This is a genomic window from Aerococcus sp. Group 1 (genome assembly GCF_000193205.1).
Taxonomy (GTDB): Bacteria; Bacillota; Bacilli; order Lactobacillales; family Aerococcaceae; genus Aerococcus; species Aerococcus urinae_A.
This window is the reverse complement of the sequence record NC_015278.1, coordinates 376,860-395,746: the sequence shown is the minus strand read 5'-3', so window position 1 is coordinate 395,746 and position 18,887 is coordinate 376,860. Positions and strand designations below refer to the sequence as shown.

Here is an 18,887-nt window from a genome sequence, read left to right as displayed (position 1 = left end):
TTTTTGCGTCTTTTTCTTCCAGTGGTCTTGCTCTTTGGCGCGCTTGTCACACTCTAATAAAAAAAGAGCTGTAACTGATGTTACAACTCTTTTCATCATTAAGATGATTATTTAAGTTCAGCTTTACCGCCGGCTTCTTCGATAGCAGCTTTAAGAGCTTCGGCTTCTTCTTTAGGAAGACCTTCTTTAACAACTGCTGGAGCGCCGTCAACTAAGTCTTTAGCTTCTTTCAAGCCTAAACCTGTTGCTTCACGAACTGCTTTGATCACTTTGATCTTAGCTGCGCCTGCTTCGGTTAATTCAACGTCAAATTCAGTTTTTTCTTCAGCTGCTGCTTCACCAGCACCTGCACCTGCAACTGCTACAGGAGCTGCAGCAGAAACGCCGAATTCTTCTTCAATTGCTGATACTAAGTCAGCTAATTCTAAGATTGTTGCTTCTTTTAAGTCAGCAATAATTTGTTCAATATTTAAAGCCATCTTTAAATTCCTCCATTTATTTAAGTGATTTCTTTGGGATTCTACATCATTAAGCTAAAAGCCACTGATTATTCAGCTGCTTCAGCTGGAGCATCTTCTTCCATCTTGTCTTGTACTGCTTTAACAGCATAAGCCACGTTGCGGACTGGTGCTTGCAATACAGAAAGTAACATAGATAGTAAACCGTCGCGGCTTGGTAAGGAAGCAATCTTGTGGATTTCTTCTTTAGACATGATCTTACCATCGATAACCCCACCCTTAAGTGTTAGGGCATCAGCATCCTTAGCAAAGTTTGCTAAGATACGTGCTGGTGCAACAGCATCTTCAGCACTGAAAGCCACAGCAGTAGGTCCTTGGAAGACTTCTTCATGGTATTCAATACCAGCTTGGTCTAAAGCACGACGCATCATGGTATTCTTAATTACTTTGAAGAAAACATCTTCGTCACGTAATTGTTTACGCAACTCAGTAACCTCAGAAACTGTAAGACCTAAATAGTCAACTACCACGAAGGAAATTGAATTATTAATACGTTCAACAATTGCATCAACTTCTTGTTGTTTTTTAGCAATAGCTTGTTCACTCACTCAGTTTCACCTCCGATAAAATAAGATAGAGTTTTTTATAAGCAATAAAAAACTCCATGTCCCCAAAAGACACAGAGATTATGCAGACACTATAAGGCTTATAGTGTTATTATCTCCCTCGGTTAGAAATTAAGGCCCAGAGCCACTAACTGTCTTCGGTTCGCTTTGATTTAAATAATCAACATATTGAATATAATACTGAAATCACTTGAACTTGTCAACACTTTTTTTGAAAAAATATAGACCTAAATGTAAATCGTTATGAGCATCTGCTCTGCTTTTGAAATGTGGTCGTTGAAAAGCCATGGCAGCAGTTCGGGCCAAGGTCCCTCACTTAGCGAGCTTCAAAGGGCTAGTACGGCTGATGCCTACTAGCCGGTAATTCACATCGAGTCGGGTTCGGCCTAGCAGCTTGCGTGTCACTTCACAAGTCCCCGCCGCAGTCTTATAGACTGCTCTGGTGACTTGCTCCAGTGAACGAAAGCCCCGCGCTAGTCCTCGCACCCTAATACTTGCTTATTCATGGCTAAGGACCCATTTCAAAGCGCCACTCCTGCTCATAATGATTTACCAAGTCCATTTTGTTTTAAGACTAATTGTAAGCAAAAAGAGTCCGAGACTTTTGTCCCAGACTCTCTTCTTTATTCATTGAATTAGATGTCTTCACCGATTGAGCTTGGGTCCACTTGGATACCAGGGCCCATGGTTGTTGTAACTACTAAGTTCTTAATATAACGACCCTTAGCGGCAGCTGGTTTTTCACGTACTAAGGTTTCATGAATTGCCTTGAAGTTTTCAAGTAAGTCTTCAGTGCTGAAGGAAACTTTACCAATTAAGGTATGCACGTTCCCACCGTTGTCAGCACGGTATTCAATTTGACCAGCTTTGATGTCGTTAACAGCTTTGGTGACATCTTGGGTAACGGTACCCGTTTTAGGGTTAGGCATTAAACCTTTAGGCCCTAATACCCGACCTAAACGGCCAATTTTACCCATCATGTCTGGGGTTGCTACAACAACGTCGAAGTCCATCCAACCATCGTTGATTTTTTGAACTAAGTCGTCGTCACCAACGTAATCCGCGCCAGCATCTTTAGCTTCTTGGGCTTTTTCCCCTTGGGCAAAGACTAAAACAGTTTGGCTCTTACCGGTTCCCTTAGGTAGAACCATAGCCCCACGGATTTGTTGGTCGTTTTTCTTCACTTCAATCCCTAAACGGTAAGATACTTCAAAGGAAGCATCAAAATTAGCGAAGTCAATGTCTTTTAATAATTCGATAGCCTCTTTGGCATCGTATTTTTTGTTCGCATCGATTTTTTCGTATGCTGCTTTTAATTTCTTAGATTGTTTTGCCATTTTATTTCATTCCTCCTATGTGGTTTTAACGGATAGTCCTCCCACTCATAACACCAAAAAGGTATTATGGCGATTGACTGAGCGATCTAGACAACGTTTGCTAGGGATTAGCCTTCTACAACGATTCCCATTGAACGTGCAGTACCTTCAATCAAACGCATAGCAGCTTCAACGTCGGCTGCGTTAAGATCTTGCATTTTGGTTTCTGCAATTTCACGTACTTGATCTTTTGTTACGGTAGCGACTTTGTTCTTGTTAGGTTCGCCGGAACCTTTTTCCACATTAGCGGCTTTCTTCAATAAGTCTGCTGCTGGTGGGGTCTTGGTAACAAAAGTAAATGAACGGTCTTCATAAACAGTAATCACAACAGGAATAACGTATCCTTGTTGTTCTTGAGTTTTAGCGTTAAATTCTTTACAGAATCCCATAATGTTAATACCCGCTTGACCTAATGCAGGACCAACAGGTGGTGCAGGACTTGCTTGCCCAGCAGGGATTTGTAATTTAACAACTGAGTCTACTTTTTTAGCCACGAAACATTCCTCCTTAGTTCTTGTCCGTGTTGTGGTTTAGTGGAGTTTAAAGATTTCTCCTCCCACAGTTGTAGCGTCTTCTAAGAGGACGTACACAATACATTATTAAAGCACAAAGCAACACGCTTTGCAAGTGATATTTTAACTTTTATCCATTTGTTCACTACGGTAGCGGTGTCGGTAATTATAGTAGGCACTATAGGCCATCCCAAACAGGAGGGCTAGGGGAAGGACAGTCAGCCAGGAGAGCGAGACCACAAAGAGATGCCAGCCGCTCACTAAGACTTGGCCCAGTCCGGCTCCCAGCAAGGTCCAGAAGATACAAGGCAGGATGGCGCCCGTCTTGACCTTGTGGTTGAGCACTTGACCCAAGAGGCTACCGATAACAACCGCCAATAAAAATAGCCATAACCAGGCCATGTCCCATACCTCCCCTCGTCAAGGTCTAGACTTAAGCGTCTAGCTTATCCACTTGGTCAAAGTCCACTTCAGCGATGGTTTCCCGGCCAAACATTTCAATGGTTAATTTGAGTTTTTGGTGTTCTTCATCAATTTCTTCAATCCGACCCTCTAAACCAAGGAAGGCGCCATCGATAACTTCCACCACTTCCCCATCCTCAAAGCTGATATCGCGTTTAGGCGCAGAGATGCCTTGAGAACGTAAGAGGCGGTGAACTTCATCTGGAAGTAGGGGGACGGGTTTAGACCCTTGACCGTGAGAACCGAGAAAACCGGTCACGTTAGGGGTATTGCGGACCACAAACCAGGCTTCGTCACTCATAATCATTTCTACGAAGACATAGCCCGGGAAGGTTTGGGTCTTCACTACTTTTTCTTGGCCTGATTTGTTTTTTTGTAATTTTTCTTCTTCTGGAACGACCACGCGGAAGATATATTCCTCCATATCCATGGAAGTGATCCGGCTTTCCAAGTTTTCTTTGACTTTATTTTCGTATCCTGAATAAGTATGCAGGACATACCATTGTTTTTGTGGTTCAATTTCAGTCGCCATAAGTCTCTCCTTTTTATCCTAAATGAAAAAACCTTCCGCTAGGGAAAGGTCCTTGTTTACTTGCTGTTATTATACCACACTCACAAAGAGAGGCAAGCGCCCCGTAAGCCCAGCTAAGGGTCTCTTTTAGAGTTGGATATAGAGGTTAAATAATTGGGTAACGATTTCATCAGTGAGCCCTAAGAAGAAGGCCATGATGATGATGGTAACGATAACGATAGCGGTATCGCGACGTAATTCACGTCCGCTGGGCCAGGTGACCTTTTTTAGTTCTTTAAATGCGTTAATCATATGCTCTCCTCAATAACTAATCCTACTTGGTTTCCTTATGCAAGGTGTGCTTGTTGCAGAAGCGACAGTACTTCTTCACTTCAAGTCGCTCGGTGCGGGCCGTGTTATTACTCTTAATGGTGTAATTGCGCGAACCACACTCAGAACAAGCTAAAATGATTTTATTGGATGCCATAGTCAAGCTCCTTTTCTCTTCCATCTTAAACATGGTAACGACTTTAGGAGTCAAAGTCAACTTTTTATTAGGAAAAGTGCCCGGCAGTTAATCCTCTTCAGCCTGGTGACGGCGCCACTTGGCCCGCAAGCGGTAATAGGCATGCCTCACCTGCTTGACTGACACCCCCAAGTCTTGGGCCAAGGACTCATCACTTTTTTGAGCTAGGTGACCATTTAAGACTGCCCTTTCTAGGGGAGACAGGGTCAGCTGGTAAGCTTGGTAGCTTTCCTTCAATAAATAGGCCTGGTCCGGACTGGAATAATGCCGTTGGGGAATCTGGTTAAGGAAGGCAGGTCCCCCGTCTTCACAGACGATCCCGTCATAGTAGACCGTTTTTGCTTTGGGGAGGCGTTTTTTGGAGCCTTGCTTACGCATTTGGTCAATGATCCGACTTTCAATCCGTCGTCCTAAGGCAGTAAAGAGACTATAGCTGTAGCCCAGGGTCTTGGCCTGGTAGTCCTGGCAGACTTCATAGAGACTGATGGCCGCTAATTGAAAATAGTCATCCACATCTTCAATATGGCCATAATACTTACGCAAAAAGAAATAAACGGTTGAACGATGGCGCTCATATAAAACTTCAAAGGCCTGATCATCGCGGCCTTCCACTAACAAATGAATTAAATCTTGGTTTTCCATTTCCTCATAGGAAAGCATTTCTTCCACGGTATCACTCCATTACTCCTCACTCTGACTGAGATCATCCAGCAGATTCTTGAGCGTTTGTAATTGGTGATAGGTCCAAGGATTCCGCCTTTGGTAATTCAAGGCGAGCCGGTCGTGATTCTTTTCGCCCCGGCGGATATTTTTTTCGGTTTGTTGAACATTTTTTAAGAGTTCCAGGGCGGATTGGCGGATAGCTCCCTGTTGAAAGACCAGTCGCTGTTCAGCCAAATCAGAGGTGGCCACCGTGACATTGGTTAAGACCCCCACTTGCCGCTGGATCATGGCTTCAATGTAAGAGTCAGCCGTCTGCCCTTCAGCAGTAAAGACCACATTCAAGCGGTACTTCTTATAGGACTTGGAGAGTCCCGGGACAAACATGGCATCAAAAACCACCCAACAGGCCAAGGCATGGTAAGCCGCATAATTAGACAAGCGCTGTAGCAATTGGTCGCGGGCACCTTCTATGTCGTCTTGGCCCTTGAGTTTAACCAGTTCTGGCCAAGCCCCGATCATATTATAACCATCCACAATAAGTACTTCCCTGCGCATATATCTTTTCACCACCTTGGCATTTCTTAAGGGGTCAGCCGCCGTTTCCCATAGACTTCATACATGACTAAGGCAGCCGCCACAGAGGCATTCAAGCTCTGGACATGGCCCCGCATGGGAATGGTTAAGACCCCGTCTAAGGCCTTCTTGACCCGAGGAGAAATTCCCTTCTCCTCGTTACCAATGACTACAGCAATTGGTAAGCTGGCATCCATATCCCAATAGTCCTGGCCTTCCATGTCAGTACCAAATACCCAAACCCCTTTTTCTTTTAAAGCTTCAATGGTCTGGGTCATATTGGTCACCCGGGCTACGGGCAGGTATTCAATGGCCCCAGTCGAAATCTTAGCCACGGTCGGGGTCACGCCAGCTGCCCGGTGCTTAGGAATAATAATGCCATGTGCCCCACAGGCATCTGCTGTCCGTAAGATACTGCCCAGGTTATGGGGGTCCATAATCCCGTCTAAGAGGATAAAGAAAGGATCTTCCCCCAGCTCTTTGGCTCGTTGGAATAAATCATCGACACTATAATACTGGTAGGCTGCCACTTCCAAAACAAAACCTTGGTGGTTAGCCCCCTGGGTCAGCTGGTCCAAGTCGCGCTTAGACCGGTAACTGATGGGAATCTGACGGTCCTGCAAACCCTTTTCGACTGCTTGATGGCGTTTAGAATGTTGGCCTTCTTGCAGGTAGGCTTGGTAGATTTTTTGTGAGCTGTCTAGGGCGGCTTGGACTGCATGGTAGCCCAGGACTAAGTCTCTTGCCCCTTTTTTTGATTTAGGACTCATCCTTATCCTCCTCTAAGTATGCAAAGCTAGCTTGGGTCAAGGTCTGGAAGCGGTCGCTATCCACCAGGTATAAGTAGCCCATCAAGGCTTCCAAACCCGTCGCTAGCCGGTAAGAGTGGATATCCGCGTTTTTCGCCGAGCTGTGGCTCTGACTGTTACGTCCCCGTTTAAAAATTCCTACTTCCGCTTCCGTTAAAAGCTGACTATCCAACAAGTGCTTGACCAGTTTGGCTTGGGCCTTGGCACTGACAAAGTGGGTGGCCCGCTCATGGAGATCATGGGGGCGGGTAAGTCCACTAGCCACTAAATGAGTGCGCACCTGGATTTCCCAGGCCGCGTCCCCCAGGTAAGCCAGGGTCAGGCCGCTTAATTGTTTGACTGCTTTTTTATCCATTATTTACTTCTTCTCCAACGGGTTCCTTGAGGGGTGTCATCTAAGATGATCCCTTGATCAAGTAACTCTTGGCGGATGGCGTCACTACGGTCATAGTTCTTATCCAAGCGGGCTTGGTCTCTTTCTTCAATGAGGGCTTGGACTTCACTATCCAGGATAGATGCCTCTTGGAATTCAATGCCGATAATAGCTAACCACTGGCTAAGTTGTTGGTCATAGGCCTTAAGAACTGCTTGGGAGACTTGCGGAGCTTCCATATAGATATTAATCCGTTTGAGGGCTTCATAAATCACGGTTAAGGCGTTAGGAACATTGAAATCATCATCCATGACTTGGATAAAATGTTCATCCAGGGCCTGTAATTCACCTAATTGTTTCTCATCATCTGCTAGACTTTCCTTAGCATCTTGTAAACGATAGTTGATATTGTCATGGGCCGTTTGCAAGCGTTCCAAGTTTCTTTGGGCTTCTTCCAAGTTGCTGTGGCTGAACTTGAGCGGAGCCCGGTAGTGAGCACTGGCTAGGAAGAAACGCACGATGGTCGGGTCAACTTCCTTCAAGAGGTCATGAGCGAGGACAAAGTTACCTAGGGACTTACTCATCTTTTCCCCGTCGTCACCCATAGTCACAAAACCGTTATGTAACCAGTAGTTCACAAAGGTTTTGCCGGTCCGGGCTTCCGATTGGGCCCGTTCATTTTCATGGTGAGGGAAGACTAAGTCTGCGCCGCCACCGTGAATATCCAAGGTATCGGCCAGGTAGCGGGTAGACATGACTGAGCATTCGATATGCCAGCCGGGCCGTCCTGCCCCCCAAGGGGAATCCCAGGAAGGTTCGCCGGCCTTAGCCGCCTTCCAGAGGGCAAAGTCCACACTATCCTCTTTCTTTCCTTGTTCATCGGCACTCACACGCTCGCTGGCACCGCTTCTTAAGTCATCAATGGATTGGTCACTCAATTTGCCGTAAGAAGAAAAGCTCCGGGCCCGGTAATAGACATCTCCGTCCACTACATAGGCATAGTCCTTATCCACCAGGTCTTGGACAAATTCAATAATAGCGTCAATATTTTCCAGAACCCGGGGATTGAGGGTCGCCCGTTTGACATTGAGCTTGTCAATGTCTTCATAGTAGGCCGCAATGTACTTATCGGCAACTTGACGGCTAGTGATGCCTTCTTCTTGGCTGCGTTTAATAATTTTATCGTCAACATCGGTGAAGTTAGAGACAAAGTTCACTTCATAGCCGCGGTATTCTAAGTAGCGACGGATCACGTCAAAGGCCACGATACTGCGGGCATTACCGATGTGAATATAGTTGTAGACAGTTGGTCCACACACATACATATTCACCTTACCGGCGTTAATGGGGTGAAATTCTTCTTTCGCTTTGGTTAAGGTATTGTAAACTGTTAACATTTTTAAAATCCCTTCAGCATTAAATTCAATAGTTCAAATAGAATCTTAGGTCCATTTTACCATTGATTGCCGCTTTTTAACAATCTCTCCTTAATACGCCGTGACCGAGGGCATCCTCCTCTCCCTAGCTGAATCTTTTTTAGCAGGGAATCCGTAAAATTCTCACTGCCCCTTCATTAAAGCCAATCCCCTCAGAAACTGTCAACCAAGCCCTTGTTTCCAGGCTTTTTCACTCTAAAATTAGCTATCATTTTCAGCTATAAAAATTCACTTCTTTGCAATACAAGATGTCCCGAGTTTCTCTTGATCAGTCCTGATTAAAAAGACATATCTTATCCAAGAAATGAAAACGATCTCATGAGAATCAGCTAACAGGAAATTAAAGTTCCTCTCGGCTTGGCTATACATAAAGGAAATTATCCACTTAACTATCATTTTTAAAAAAGAAAGTTCGATTAATAAAAAATAAAGCGAAAGACAAATCAAGCCAGGCCAAGAAAAAAGGCCCTGACCTTAGTCAGCAGCCTCTTCCATTCTTTATCCAATTATTCCCGCCACCAGGTGTCATAAAGGTTAATCGGCAGGTGGCGTTTATGTTGGGATTTTTGATACCAGTTTTCGATGGTTTGAGCGTCTTGGTCACTGACGTCTTGACCTTCCAGATAATCATCAATGGCTTGGTAGGAAACCCCCAAAGCCTCCTCATCCGGCAATTGGGGCCGGTCATCTTCTAAGTCAGCGGTGGGCACCTTGTCATAGAGGTGGGGCGGACAATTCAGGGCCTTGAGTAACTGTTTGCCTTGACGCTTGTTTAAGCGCCAGAGAGGAACAATGTCAGAGGCTCCGTCACCAAACTTGGTATAAAAACCGGTCACAGCTTCAGCAGCATGGTCAGTCCCTACCACGACCCCACTACATTGGCCGGCGATGGCATATTGGACCACCATCCGTTGACGGGCCTTAATATTCCCCTTGTTGAAATCGGAGAGCTCCAGCCCCGCTTCCGCTAAGGCGGTCACTTGTTGGTCAACGGGCCCTTTAATATTGACATCCAGGACCTGGTCAGGCTGAATAAAAGCCAGGGCATCTTTAACATCTTGGGCATCGGACTGTTGGCCATAAGGCAGGGTGACCGCAATAAACTGATAAGCTTGGTCCTGGGTCGTTTGGCGGATTTGTTTAATGGCCATTTGGCACAACTTCCCCGCCAAGGTGGAGTCCTGCCCCCCACTGATCCCTAGCACTAAGGTTTTTAAAAAGGGATAGCGCTTGAGATAGTCAGTAATAAAGGTCAGGCTTCGCTCGATTTCATCATCACTGTCGATACTCGGGGCAACTTTTAAGGCTTGGATAATCTCTGCTTGTTGTTGTCGCATAGTCTTATTCTCCTCATCTTCCTGCTTCAGTCGGCGCTGGTCGAACTAATCTGCATTGACTTGGTTCTTTTTGGCCCCAGCCTTGACCCGTTCATGGATGGCGTGGATACTATCCATCTTCAAGTCATAGAGTTCCTGTGACAAGTCAACTGGGTAAGCTTCGGGGTTGAGGATCCGTTTGTATTCGTCCCAAAGTGCCGCTAAACTTTCTTCAGCATAGGCCTTGACTGCTTCTAAAGCCGGTAGGTCGTAGACCCGTTTACCATCTTGGTAGATGGTTTGCAGGAGTGGACGGGCAGAAAAGTCTTCGACTGTCTTGTTGATGTAAGTATAGGTAGGATGGAACATGTAGAGGGGTTGACTGGTATCAAGCTCTTCATCTTCAACCGTCACATAGTCACCCTCAGATTTACCATCCAAGTTATTGGTTATCCGCCAAATTTGTTTCTTACCTGGGGTGGTGACTTTTTCAGGGGAAGAGGAAAGCTTCATGGTTGGCACCAAGTCACCCTTTTCGTCTTCAATGGCACATAACTTATAAACCCCACCTAAGGAAGCTTGGTCATAAGCCGTGATCAACTTAGTCCCGACACCCCAAGAATCGACCTTAGCCCCTTGCATTTTCAGGTTAAGGATGGTTTTTTCATCCAAGTCATTGGAGGCCACGATAATAGCATCCGGATAGCCAGCTTCATCCAGCATCTTACGAACGCGTTTGGAGAGGTAAGTAATGTCTCCACTATCGATACGGACACCAACAAAGTTGATTTTATCCCCCATTTCCCGGGCTACTCGAATGGCATTAGGAACTCCTGAATTCAAGACATCGTAGGTATCAACCAGGAAGACGCAATTCTTGTGGGACTCCGCATAGTGCTTAAAGGCTTCATAGTCAGACCGGTAGGCTTGGACCATGGCATGGGCATGAGTCCCTGAAACAGGAACGCCAAGAATCTTCCCAGCCCGGACATTGGACGTCGAGTCAAAGCCACCAATATAAGCAGCCCGCGCGCCCCAAATGGAGGCATCCAGTTCATGGGCCCGGCGTGCTCCGAATTCAGCCAAGGCGTCACTGCCACACACGTTCCGAATCCGAGAAGCCTTAGTGGCAATCAAGGTTTGGAAGTTAATAATATTCAAGAGGGCGGTTTCAATCAGTTGGCAGTCAGCCAAACTGCCTTCCACTTGAAGCAGGGGCTCATTGGCAAAGCAGACCTCTCCTTCCACCATGGAACGGATGGTTCCGTTAAATTGGAAGTTGGCTAAATAGTCCAAGAATTCTTCCGGATAATTTTGGGTTTCACGCAGGTAGGCAATATCTGTTTCGTTAAACTTTAAGTTATCCAGGTATTGGGTCAAGTGCTCCAAACCAGCAAAGATGGCATAACCGTTTTCAAAGGGGTTATTACGGAAATACATTTCAAAGACGCAACGTTGGTCAGCATTCCCTGCTTCCCAGTAGGTCTTCATCATATTAATTTCATAAAGGTCAGTGTGTAAGGCCAGACTATCATCTGGATAGATTGTCATTTTTTTCACTCCACATTCTCTTAAATTTGCTTCAACATAGCGTTATTTGAGTGTTTCTATTATACCATTTTACCAGCCAAAGCCATAGATTTAACCCCAATTGTAACATAAATTAACGATCAGTAAGCGCTTAACCTTCCTACTTTATCAAATAGGCGATCCAGTCGTCCGCCTAAAACAAAAAAGACTGGGATTTCTCCCAGCCCGGAGCGCTCGTCACGCTCTATAGTCGAGTTCGAAAGGGTGAGGGGATATCCTTCCTCACATCCTTTTCAAACCTGTTCCAAGCGCAGAGCAAGCGTCCATTTCAGATGTCCTTGCAAATCCTCTTTGAGGATTTTCTGCGTACTTCTTCCAATGATCTTGCTCTTTAGCGCGCTTGTCACACTCTTTTTTATTCAACTAATTCAATCCCCATTTTTTCGATGTCTTCGCGGTCTTCTGTTGGTAGGTTGTCTTCGTCAATCCCACTGGAAGAGACTTTTTCGAAGAGGACTTTGATGGTTTGTAAGAGGATCTTCATATCCAATATCAAGGAATAGGTCTTGATGTAAATGAGGTCAAAGTTCAACTTACTATTAAAGTCAGAAGCATACTTCCCATAGACTTGGGCGTAACCGGTTAGGCCGGCTTTGACATTATGGCGCAAGTAGTAATGGGGGTTTTGTTTTTGGAATTGGTCGACAAAGAAAGGCCGTTCTGGACGGGGGCCGACTAAGGACATGTCCCCTTTTAAAATATTGATTAATTGGGGTAATTCGTCAATCCGAACCGCGCGGATAGACTTACCTACTGGGGTAATCCGCGAGTCATTTTTACGGGCAATGACTGGGCCAGATTGGACCTCAGAATCCACCACCATGGAGCGGAACTTTAGGATTTCAAATTCCTTGCCATTCTCAGTAATCCGCACCTGACGGTAGAAAACCGGGCCACGAGAAGTTAGCTTGATGGCAATGGCGGTTAAGAGCATGATTGGTGAAGCGATGATTAACAGGATCAAGGAACAAATAATATCTAAGCCCCGCTTGATCAAGGCCTGGTCAGCAGGAATTCGAAAGTCAGAAGTCTCAATAATCGATTCATCTTCAAAGCTCATGATATTGGGGTTGACCATGACCAAGTTCTCAAACTTGGAATTGAGGAAGAGTTTCTTCTCTTTCTGCATGAGGAGCCCATAAATTTTTAATTTCTCTTTTTCTGGGATCGACGAAGCCATATAAACAATATCGATATCGTCTAGGCGTTTACAGATATTATTATAAAAATCCGATAAGACCACATGGGTCACCAAGTGGCGAGAGCTCTTACTATTTTTAAAGTTATAAATGGCGGAAAAAACCTCATCTTCGTAACCAATAATCATAACCCGCTTAGTTGAAGCGTAGCGGCGATAAATACTAAAGACCAAACTCCTAAAGAAATACAGGAGGGTGACACTGACAAAGAAGTCAATCAAGATGACTAGACGGGGAAAGGCAAACCAACGGCCGATAAAACTCAAGATCATGGTCATGGCTGCAATCAAGCCCTGGTCAATCAAAGTAATGAAAAATAAGTCCCCCCGGGTCTTATTGTAGAGGACATAGACCCCGGACAAGAGGTTGATCACTAAGAAAATCAGCATGATCCAAGGAAAGACACTCTGGAAGGCCTCCCCATTTTCTAAAGGAATATAGCGACTTTGATAGCGGATTAAAAAGGAAATCAGATAGGAAAGAAATAAAATCAGCGCCTCAGTTGCCCAAATGACAATGCGGTACCAATTGGTCCATTCTCCATTTTTTTGCATGGCTTAAAGCCTCCTCTGTAGATTCTTCCATCAAAAAAGAGCGGCTGAACCGCTCTTTCCTAGTTCATTAGGCCTATTTTAGCACAAAAGCAGGCAATGAGAATAGCTGCCCTGTTAAGATTCATTTAAATCTTACTGGCCATTCGCCGCACCACTCTCCGTAGTTGTGGGTGCTGTGCTTTCAACCACGCCACTTTCGCCTGGATGAGATCCTTGCTCGCCCCCAGAGGGTTGCGGGCTTGGGTCCACACTCGGTTGGTTGGGTTGCCCTTCTGGTTGTGGAGCGGGTTGGCTGGTTGATGGCGTGTTTGTTTGACTATTTTCTGAACCGGTTTGACTATTTTGACTAGCTTCTTGAGGTTTATCAGCCGGAGAGGATTGGCCGGTCTGACTACTGGAAGCTGGTTGACTAGAGGATTGGCCTTGAGAAGTGGAAGCTTGAGTTTGAGATTGAGATTGTGATTGATTATTTGCAGGCTGCTCTTCTCTTGCTTGTTGCACCTGTCTAGCCGGACGGTTTTGCCGGCTTTGTTGTTCATGCTGAGCATTAGCTTGGTCAGCTGCTTGGCGCAAGCGTTGACTTTCTGCTTGTAGGTTTTTATTTTCCTCTTCTACCCGACTTTCTTCACGCTTAGCTTCCGCCTCAATTTTTTCTTTTTCTTCTGAGCTTGCCTTGGCATCATTAGCCGCTTGTAGCTTGCGATTGCGGATAACATCGATCACTTCTTGATGAGCCTTGCCTAAGCGATCTAATAATTCCGCTTTCAAATAAGGATTTTCTTCTTTTTCAATTTTTTTCTCCATGTCCTCCATGGCTTGGTCTAATTGGTCATAGGTCAAACCAGGATTGTCTTTGAGCTTTTGAATTTCTTCATCAAAGGCCTTAAAACGTTGGCTTTGCTTATCCGCTTGGTCAACTAAGCCACTGAGGGTTTGATAGAATTCGTCAGCCTGGCTGGGCCAGTGTTTGACTTGGTCTTCCTTAAATTGGTTGAGATCATCCTCTTTAAGGCCTTTATTGAGCAAGACATATTTCTGTACCGTTGCCCCATTCAAGGCCGGTTTATCCTTAATTTTCTCAAAGAGATGGTTAACCCCTTCTTGGGCCTTAAAGCGTTCTTCCACTTGGTCCACCTGCTTATTCAGGTCCTTGCGCGCACCGGAATAACGGTTTAACCCTTCCACTTGCCTTCTCACTGCTTCAATTTCGGTTTTAGCGATATTTTCTTTTAGGAAAGTTTTATGGTCATCATAGTACAGGGCGCTAACTGCCTTTTCAGCGGCCTCCACGCTCCCATCACTTTTTTCCTGCTTGATGTCTTGGTTCTGCATGACCGCGTAAACACCGCCACCCAAGACGACCACCACGGAAAGTAAGGCAACAATGACTGCTTTCCAATTCAGCCGTTTCTTCATATTTTCTCCGCTCCTCATTACTTATTCATTGATTGAGATCAAAGTCTCAACTGTACTTACTAAATTTTAGCATTCATTAGACACTTAGTCTTTATTCTACTATTTATTTACCGCAAATACAGCCATTTTAAGAATTTTTTACAAAAATGGCTATAAGAAAAATAAAAAAGCATCCTCCAAAGAGAATGCTTCAACAGCTTGAATAGTTATTAGCCTTCCGGTAAGACCTTATTTAAGGCCATAGCTACAATGGAGGCCACTGAAATTGGTGAACCGAAGAAATATTGGAGGACAGGAGGTAGGCTCAAGAGAAAGTCACTAGGCATGTATTGGATCAAGACCACTGTCCCTACCGATAAGGCAATCAGGAAGGTTTCCTTTTCCTTGATTTCCACGTTTTGTAAGCTTTGCAGACCGGCTAGGAAAATCGTTCCACAGATGACCAGGAAGACCCCACCAATAACGGCACCAGGAATGACTGAAATCAAGGCTGATAATTTTCCAGACAGGCCAAAGAGGATAAAGAGTCCGCCGGCATAGTAGAAAACAGGGAGACTGGCGACCCGGGTGAGTGAAATAATCCCTGCATTGGATGAAAATCCTGTTACCGGGCTGGTCCCCAAGAAACTGGTCAAGAGACAACCCAAGGCTTCCCCCACCACCCCTTTATTAATCCGTTCCTTGCTTAATGGGCTTTCTGAAGCATTAGCTAGGGCAATCCAGGCTCCAGTCGACTCGGACAAGAGCAGTAAATAGATCACCAGCATGGTCAGAACCGATGGGAGGTCAAATTGGAAGGAAAAATCTTTAAACATAACCATGGGTAAACTAAACCATGGCGCGTCCGCCACCGGACTCAGATCTAAGACTCCCATAAACTGGGCCAGGACACAGCCAATTAAGAAGGTAATCAAAATCGAGCCAATCCGGCAAATCTTACCTGCAAAACCGGTCAGGCGATTTCCTAAGAGCGTGGCGGGTACCATACTAGTGATGGCTACCAAACCCAGGATTAAATTTTGACCGACACTGGCTTGGGGCGCGGTGTAGATGTTATTCACCGCTGCTGGCATCAAAGACAGCCCAATACAGAGTAAGAGAACGGCGCCCACAATTTGCGGGATAAAGTAATTAACAAATTTATCCATCAAACCGGAAAAACCCAGTAAGAGTAATCCCAAGGCTCCCACTAAGGCTGCCGACATGGCGACACCCCAACCGTCAATACCACCGCCATTGGCCAAGGCAATCCCACTAATAGCCGCAATGGGGATAAAGGAAGCCCCTTGCGCTACAGGCAGGTGCATGAGCTTAGTTTGGATAATCATGGCCAAGCCACAGGCGATAAAGGTCGATTGAATCACGGCTGACATTTGACCGGTGCTCAGGCCGACAATCCCAGCGATAATCATGGGGCCAATATAAACATTCATGGACAGGCCATGCTGTAAACCCAGGGTTAGCGCTTCAGAGGCAGGAATCTTGTCATCAATACCGGCTTCTAAGTGCGAGTTACGAGGCGTGCTTGACATTGCTAGCGTTTCCTTTCTTAAATACGAACATTATTAAATCATACATTCCTATTATACGGAATTCTTGTCAGTTATCAAGTGATTTCGCGAATTATTTTCCATAATTTTAACAATTCGTTCGCTTTCTTCTCCAGTTAAGGGGCGGAAGTGGCCCCTTTTCAGGTCAGGGTCCAGCCGGAGTGGGCCTAAAGACAGACGTTTTAAGTAGCTGACCTTGAGTCCATTGGCGAGAAACATCTTCTTGACCTGGTGGCGCATGCCCTGGTCAATGGTCAAGTAAGCCTGGCGAGGACCAATAATTTCGAGTTGGGCAGGACGGCAAGTCGTCCCATCCGCAAAAGTTACCCCGGCCTGAAATTTTTCCACCAGGTCAGCTCCCAAGTCGCCATTGACGGTCACTTGATAGGTCTTAGGTATGTGGAAGCGGGCATGCTCGAGAAAGTAATGGAGCTGGCCATTATCGGTTAACAAGAGCAAACCTTCCACATCCCGGTCCAAGCGGCCTACAATTGACGTTCCCTGGTAGCATTCAGGTAAGTGGTCGTATGGCGTGGGCCAATGGGCGTCTTTTTTGGCGGAAACTTGCCCTGCCGCCTTGTTATAGACCAGATAGTGGTGGCCTAAGCCCAAGCCAATCCGCTTGCCCTGGTAATCAATCGCCATCAAGTCGGGATCAAGGGCCTGGTTAATATCGACTAGGGGATGGCCCTTATAGAAGACCTCCCCGGCATGGATGAGGCGTTTGGCCTTAGTGGCTGATAAGTGACATTCTGCTTGAATAAGATCCAGTAAACGCATAAAAACTCCTTTAAAAAACGTCCCTTCCTACTCAGCGCAAAAAGTAAGAAGCGGGACGTTAGCTTAAATTGATACAAAATAAAAAAGACCTATTTTCTCACTCGGTCAAAGACACTGCCGATGATAGGCACCAAAACAGCTGCCGCGATGATTTCAAAAATAAAGTTGAGTCCTAAGGCCCCCACAAAGGTCCCTAAAACGGCTGTTTCGGGAATAATCAAGGCTTTAGCATAGCCTTCGGCACTAAAGAGAGCGGTCATGATAATAACCAGGGAAGTATTGGTAATGGTCCCCAAAGCTCCCACAATCACCCGGCTGATTTCAGGACGCAGCCATTTGCCTAAGAACTTGGCTGCCCAGCCCGACAAAAAACCGACACTGACCCGGGGCAGCACCGACACCAAGGGATTTAAAAAGATCGGTGACAGGATGGTGGGTTGGATCATGTTATGGAAGAGGGACAAAATGCCCCACACTAAGCCCAACATGGCGCCTGAAGCTGGTCCCAAGACCATGCCTCCAGCAATAACAGTGATATGGATGATGGTCACATTGGCTGGACCCAAGGGAATGTAGCCGATCCAGGGGACAAAGGTCTGCATGATTAAAATCGCAATAAATAAACTACTGATGGTTTTATTTTGTAGGGCGGTATTTTTCTTCTAGCCATCGCTAGCTCCTTTCCGTAAGTGAGCGGTCAACTGAACGAAGCGCTGGGTCAGTTGGGCCGTTAACCCCCAAAGATTTTCTTGATCAATATTATAAAAAGGGATTTCTTCCACATAGTTCTTGAAGCGGTAGCTTTTCCCTCCTGGAATACGATCATAAGGGAAGTGATGGCCACGGTCAAGTTTAGATTCCATCCGGTAAATTTCCGGCTGGTCCAAGTCCAGATCAGCTAAAGGCACGGTAAAGACATGCTTGACCTCATCGTGGTTAAGGGCTAAGTCATCCAAGTGATCGATGGTTAAATAAGCCACATAGGCCGCAATCACCCGCTTAGTCTGGACAATATAGTCCATCTCGCCCAGGACTTGGATCTTATCCCGCCCCAGTCCCAGCTCCTCCTGAGTTTCCCGAACCGCCGCCTGGGCAAAGCTTTCGCCTGCTTCCACCCGGCCACCCGGAAAAGCGGCATCGCCCGCTTGGGAGATGCCCGGAGCCCGATGTTCATAGAGCAAGGCCGGTCCTTGGCCTTTAAGGGAAACAATGGGAATTAAGACCGCATAAAAGCGCTCTACCCCCAGAGGCTGGCCCTCATAGTCCCTGAAAAAGGCTTGGTAGTCTTTTAACATGGTTCTTCCTCCTCGGCGCCTATTTTACCGCTCACTGAATCCATTCGCTAGCTAGTTTTTGGTAATAAACTGGTCGACAACATGGCTGATCCCTTCGTCATCATTAGTGTGGGTGACAAAGTCAGCCACCGCCTTAACGCTGGCCACCGCATTGCCCATGGCAACACCCAAGCCCGCCCATTCAATCATGGTCAGGTCATTTTCCTGGTCCCCAAAGGCCATGGTTTGCTCTTGATCCACCCCAATTTCTTGGCTCAAATGAGCTAGCCCGGCCCCCTTATTGGCATCAACCGGGTTAAATTCTAAGAAATAAGGCGCAGACTTCACAATATTCCAGCGGTCAAACCAATCTTCTGGCAGATCTTGGCGAACCGTTTCTAAGTAGGCCGGATCTCCGGTCACCATCAGTTTATTGACCTTAGTTTCGTTTTCAACGAAGTTTTCAATCTTAATGGGCATCCCGGTTAACTGGGCTTCATGAGCCATGTATTGATGGTTGGGTTCCTTGAGGCCGAGGACATTGTGGTCGTCGTAGGTATTGATATCCACATCATAGTCGGCTAGAAAGTCACAAATTTCCCCAACTTCAGCAGGGGGAAGAATCGCTTCAAAGATCACCTGGTTATCTGACCAAGTGTCCACAATCCTACCGCCATTGAAGCTCGATAAATAGCGAACCAAGTCCTTACCGACCAGGTCTTGGATCATCTCCACCCCAGGCAGGGGCCGGCCGGAAGAAATTACGATTTCAATGCCAGACTCCTTCATGGTCTTTAGGGCCTGGTGGGTGGCCTCACTCAAGCTGGAGTCACTCTTTAACAGGGTGCCATCAACGTCAAAAGCAGCTAATCGATACATTGCT

22 protein-coding genes and 1 other annotated feature are annotated in these 18,887 nt (G+C 46.0%); all 22 genes read right to left on the bottom strand.

The genetic code is table 11. The features are described from left to right. Nucleotides 1–107: 107 nt before the first annotated feature. The 22 genes from rplL to HMPREF9243_RS01745 all read right to left on the bottom strand — a co-directional run bounded on the left by rplL (nt 108) and on the right by HMPREF9243_RS01745 (nt 18,883). Nucleotides 108–479, bottom strand: coding sequence for a 50S ribosomal protein L7/L12 (gene rplL / locus HMPREF9243_RS01845; protein ID WP_013669121.1), 372 nt, complete (start codon nt 477–479; stop codon nt 108–110). Between the two features lie 68 nt (nt 480–547). Further along, the gene (rplJ, locus tag HMPREF9243_RS01840) at nt 548–1,066 is read right to left on the bottom strand and encodes a 50S ribosomal protein L10 (protein ID WP_013668520.1); all 519 of its coding nucleotides are present in this window, start codon (nt 1,064–1,066) and stop codon (nt 548–550) included. Nucleotides 1,067–1,103: 37 nt separating this feature from the next. Further along, nucleotides 1,104–1,243: a sequence feature (ribosomal protein L10 leader region), on the bottom strand. A 476-nt stretch (nt 1,244–1,719) separates the two neighbouring features. Beyond that, a complete protein-coding gene (rplA, locus tag HMPREF9243_RS01835; RefSeq protein WP_013669988.1) occupies nt 1,720–2,421 on the bottom strand; it encodes a 50S ribosomal protein L1 in 702 nt (233 codons plus the stop codon). Between the two features lie 107 nt (nt 2,422–2,528). Further along, nucleotides 2,529–2,954, bottom strand: a complete 426-nt coding sequence (gene rplK / locus HMPREF9243_RS01830; protein WP_013669514.1) for a 50S ribosomal protein L11 — start codon at nt 2,952–2,954, stop codon at nt 2,529–2,531. Between the two features lie 141 nt (nt 2,955–3,095). Further along, nucleotides 3,096–3,374, bottom strand: a complete 279-nt coding sequence (locus tag HMPREF9243_RS01825) for a hypothetical protein (RefSeq protein ID WP_013669801.1) — start codon at nt 3,372–3,374, stop codon at nt 3,096–3,098. 31 nt (nt 3,375–3,405) lie between these two features. Continuing rightward, nucleotides 3,406–3,966, bottom strand: a complete 561-nt coding sequence (gene nusG, locus HMPREF9243_RS01820) for a transcription termination/antitermination protein NusG (protein WP_013669067.1) — start codon at nt 3,964–3,966, stop codon at nt 3,406–3,408. 126 nt (nt 3,967–4,092) lie between these two features. Next, a complete protein-coding gene (gene secE / locus HMPREF9243_RS01815; protein WP_013669091.1) occupies nt 4,093–4,257 on the bottom strand; it encodes a preprotein translocase subunit SecE in 165 nt (54 codons plus the stop codon). A 22-nt stretch (nt 4,258–4,279) separates the two neighbouring features. Continuing rightward, the gene (rpmG, locus tag HMPREF9243_RS10200; RefSeq protein ID WP_060785005.1) at nt 4,280–4,432 is read right to left on the bottom strand and encodes a 50S ribosomal protein L33; all 153 of its coding nucleotides are present in this window, start codon (nt 4,430–4,432) and stop codon (nt 4,280–4,282) included. An 87-nt stretch (nt 4,433–4,519) separates the two neighbouring features. Beyond that, nucleotides 4,520–5,131, bottom strand: coding sequence for an RNA polymerase sigma factor (locus HMPREF9243_RS01810; protein WP_231286965.1), 612 nt, complete (start codon nt 5,129–5,131; stop codon nt 4,520–4,522). A gap of 21 nt (nt 5,132–5,152) precedes the next feature. Beyond that, nucleotides 5,153–5,689: an NYN domain-containing protein gene (locus HMPREF9243_RS01805; protein WP_013669408.1), complete on the bottom strand. Its 537-nt coding sequence runs from the start codon at nt 5,687–5,689 to the stop codon at nt 5,153–5,155. A 26-nt stretch (nt 5,690–5,715) separates the two neighbouring features. After that, the gene (gene rlmB / locus HMPREF9243_RS01800) at nt 5,716–6,477 is read right to left on the bottom strand and encodes a 23S rRNA (guanosine(2251)-2'-O)-methyltransferase RlmB (protein ID WP_013669353.1); all 762 of its coding nucleotides are present in this window, start codon (nt 6,475–6,477) and stop codon (nt 5,716–5,718) included. After that, nucleotides 6,467–6,871, bottom strand: a complete 405-nt coding sequence (locus tag HMPREF9243_RS01795; protein ID WP_013669604.1) for a Mini-ribonuclease 3 — start codon at nt 6,869–6,871, stop codon at nt 6,467–6,469. The genes rlmB and HMPREF9243_RS01795 overlap by 11 nt, the downstream gene beginning before the upstream one ends. Next, nucleotides 6,871–8,286 carry a cysteine--tRNA ligase gene (gene cysS, locus HMPREF9243_RS01790; RefSeq protein WP_013669508.1) on the bottom strand — a complete coding sequence of 472 codons (1,416 nt, stop codon included), beginning with the start codon at nt 8,284–8,286 and terminating at the stop codon, nt 6,871–6,873. The genes HMPREF9243_RS01795 and cysS overlap by 1 nt, the downstream gene beginning before the upstream one ends. A 545-nt stretch (nt 8,287–8,831) precedes the next feature. Then, nucleotides 8,832–9,662 (bottom strand): ammonia-dependent NAD(+) synthetase, encoded by an 831-nt coding sequence (nadE, locus tag HMPREF9243_RS01785; protein WP_013668471.1) that lies wholly within the window; start codon nt 9,660–9,662, stop codon nt 8,832–8,834. 45 nt (nt 9,663–9,707) lie between these two features. Next, a complete protein-coding gene (locus tag HMPREF9243_RS01780) occupies nt 9,708–11,192 on the bottom strand; it encodes a nicotinate phosphoribosyltransferase (protein WP_013670136.1) in 1,485 nt (494 codons plus the stop codon). Nucleotides 11,193–11,586: 394 nt separating this feature from the next. Continuing rightward, nucleotides 11,587–12,984, bottom strand: coding sequence for a sugar transferase (locus HMPREF9243_RS01775; protein WP_013668530.1), 1,398 nt, complete (start codon nt 12,982–12,984; stop codon nt 11,587–11,589). A 132-nt stretch (nt 12,985–13,116) separates the two neighbouring features. Next, nucleotides 13,117–14,400, bottom strand: a complete 1,284-nt coding sequence (locus HMPREF9243_RS01770) for a cell division site-positioning protein MapZ family protein (protein WP_013669861.1) — start codon at nt 14,398–14,400, stop codon at nt 13,117–13,119. A 209-nt stretch (nt 14,401–14,609) separates the two neighbouring features. Beyond that, nucleotides 14,610–15,932: a uracil-xanthine permease family protein gene (locus HMPREF9243_RS01765; protein ID WP_013669175.1), complete on the bottom strand. Its 1,323-nt coding sequence runs from the start codon at nt 15,930–15,932 to the stop codon at nt 14,610–14,612. 51 nt (nt 15,933–15,983) lie between these two features. After that, on the bottom strand, nt 15,984–16,730 hold the full coding sequence (locus tag HMPREF9243_RS01760) for a pseudouridine synthase (protein ID WP_013668782.1): 747 nt from the start codon (nt 16,728–16,730) through the stop codon (nt 15,984–15,986). Nucleotides 16,731–16,819: 89 nt separating this feature from the next. Beyond that, on the bottom strand, nt 16,820–17,362 hold the full coding sequence (locus HMPREF9243_RS01755) for an ECF transporter S component (protein WP_041705848.1): 543 nt from the start codon (nt 17,360–17,362) through the stop codon (nt 16,820–16,822). A gap of 30 nt (nt 17,363–17,392) precedes the next feature. Further along, complete coding sequence (locus HMPREF9243_RS01750; RefSeq protein WP_013669723.1) at nt 17,393–18,025, bottom strand: CoA pyrophosphatase; 633 nt, start codon at nt 18,023–18,025, stop codon at nt 17,393–17,395. A gap of 51 nt (nt 18,026–18,076) precedes the next feature. Next, nucleotides 18,077–18,883 (bottom strand): Cof-type HAD-IIB family hydrolase, encoded by an 807-nt coding sequence (locus HMPREF9243_RS01745; RefSeq protein WP_013669275.1) that lies wholly within the window; start codon nt 18,881–18,883, stop codon nt 18,077–18,079. Nucleotides 18,884–18,887 lie beyond the last annotated feature (4 nt).

What these genes read in the sequence shown, in the direction of transcription:
- HMPREF9243_RS01805 (WP_013669408.1), bottom strand. Translation starts at nt 5,689, where the DNA reads ATGCGCAGGGAAGTACTTATTGTGGATGGTTATAATATGATCGGGGCT.
- rplL (WP_013669121.1), bottom strand. Translation starts at nt 479, where the DNA reads ATGGCTTTAAATATTGAACAAATTATTGCTGACTTAAAAGAAGCAACA.
- rpmG (WP_060785005.1), bottom strand. Translation starts at nt 4,432, where the DNA reads ATGGCATCCAATAAAATCATTTTAGCTTGTTCTGAGTGTGGTTCGCGC.
- secE (WP_013669091.1), bottom strand. Translation starts at nt 4,257, where the DNA reads ATGATTAACGCATTTAAAGAACTAAAAAAGGTCACCTGGCCCAGCGGA.
- HMPREF9243_RS01750 (WP_013669723.1), bottom strand. Translation starts at nt 18,025, where the DNA reads ATGTTAAAAGACTACCAAGCCTTTTTCAGGGACTATGAGGGCCAGCCT.
- HMPREF9243_RS01780 (WP_013670136.1), bottom strand. Translation starts at nt 11,192, where the DNA reads ATGACAATCTATCCAGATGATAGTCTGGCCTTACACACTGACCTTTAT.
- HMPREF9243_RS01795 (WP_013669604.1), bottom strand. Translation starts at nt 6,871, where the DNA reads ATGGATAAAAAAGCAGTCAAACAATTAAGCGGCCTGACCCTGGCTTAC.
- rlmB (WP_013669353.1), bottom strand. Translation starts at nt 6,477, where the DNA reads ATGAGTCCTAAATCAAAAAAAGGGGCAAGAGACTTAGTCCTGGGCTAC.
- HMPREF9243_RS01775 (WP_013668530.1), bottom strand. Translation starts at nt 12,984, where the DNA reads ATGCAAAAAAATGGAGAATGGACCAATTGGTACCGCATTGTCATTTGG.
- HMPREF9243_RS01765 (WP_013669175.1), bottom strand. Translation starts at nt 15,932, where the DNA reads ATGTCAAGCACGCCTCGTAACTCGCACTTAGAAGCCGGTATTGATGAC.
- HMPREF9243_RS01760 (WP_013668782.1), bottom strand. Translation starts at nt 16,730, where the DNA reads ATGCGTTTACTGGATCTTATTCAAGCAGAATGTCACTTATCAGCCACT.
- nusG (WP_013669067.1), bottom strand. Translation starts at nt 3,966, where the DNA reads ATGGCGACTGAAATTGAACCACAAAAACAATGGTATGTCCTGCATACT.
- HMPREF9243_RS01810 (WP_231286965.1), bottom strand. Translation starts at nt 5,131, where the DNA reads ATGCTTTCCTATGAGGAAATGGAAAACCAAGATTTAATTCATTTGTTA.
- rplA (WP_013669988.1), bottom strand. Translation starts at nt 2,421, where the DNA reads ATGGCAAAACAATCTAAGAAATTAAAAGCAGCATACGAAAAAATCGAT.
- HMPREF9243_RS01770 (WP_013669861.1), bottom strand. Translation starts at nt 14,400, where the DNA reads ATGAAGAAACGGCTGAATTGGAAAGCAGTCATTGTTGCCTTACTTTCC.
- HMPREF9243_RS01825 (WP_013669801.1), bottom strand. Translation starts at nt 3,374, where the DNA reads ATGGCCTGGTTATGGCTATTTTTATTGGCGGTTGTTATCGGTAGCCTC.
- cysS (WP_013669508.1), bottom strand. Translation starts at nt 8,286, where the DNA reads ATGTTAACAGTTTACAATACCTTAACCAAAGCGAAAGAAGAATTTCAC.
- nadE (WP_013668471.1), bottom strand. Translation starts at nt 9,662, where the DNA reads ATGCGACAACAACAAGCAGAGATTATCCAAGCCTTAAAAGTTGCCCCG.
- HMPREF9243_RS01745 (WP_013669275.1), bottom strand. Translation starts at nt 18,883, where the DNA reads ATGTATCGATTAGCTGCTTTTGACGTTGATGGCACCCTGTTAAAGAGT.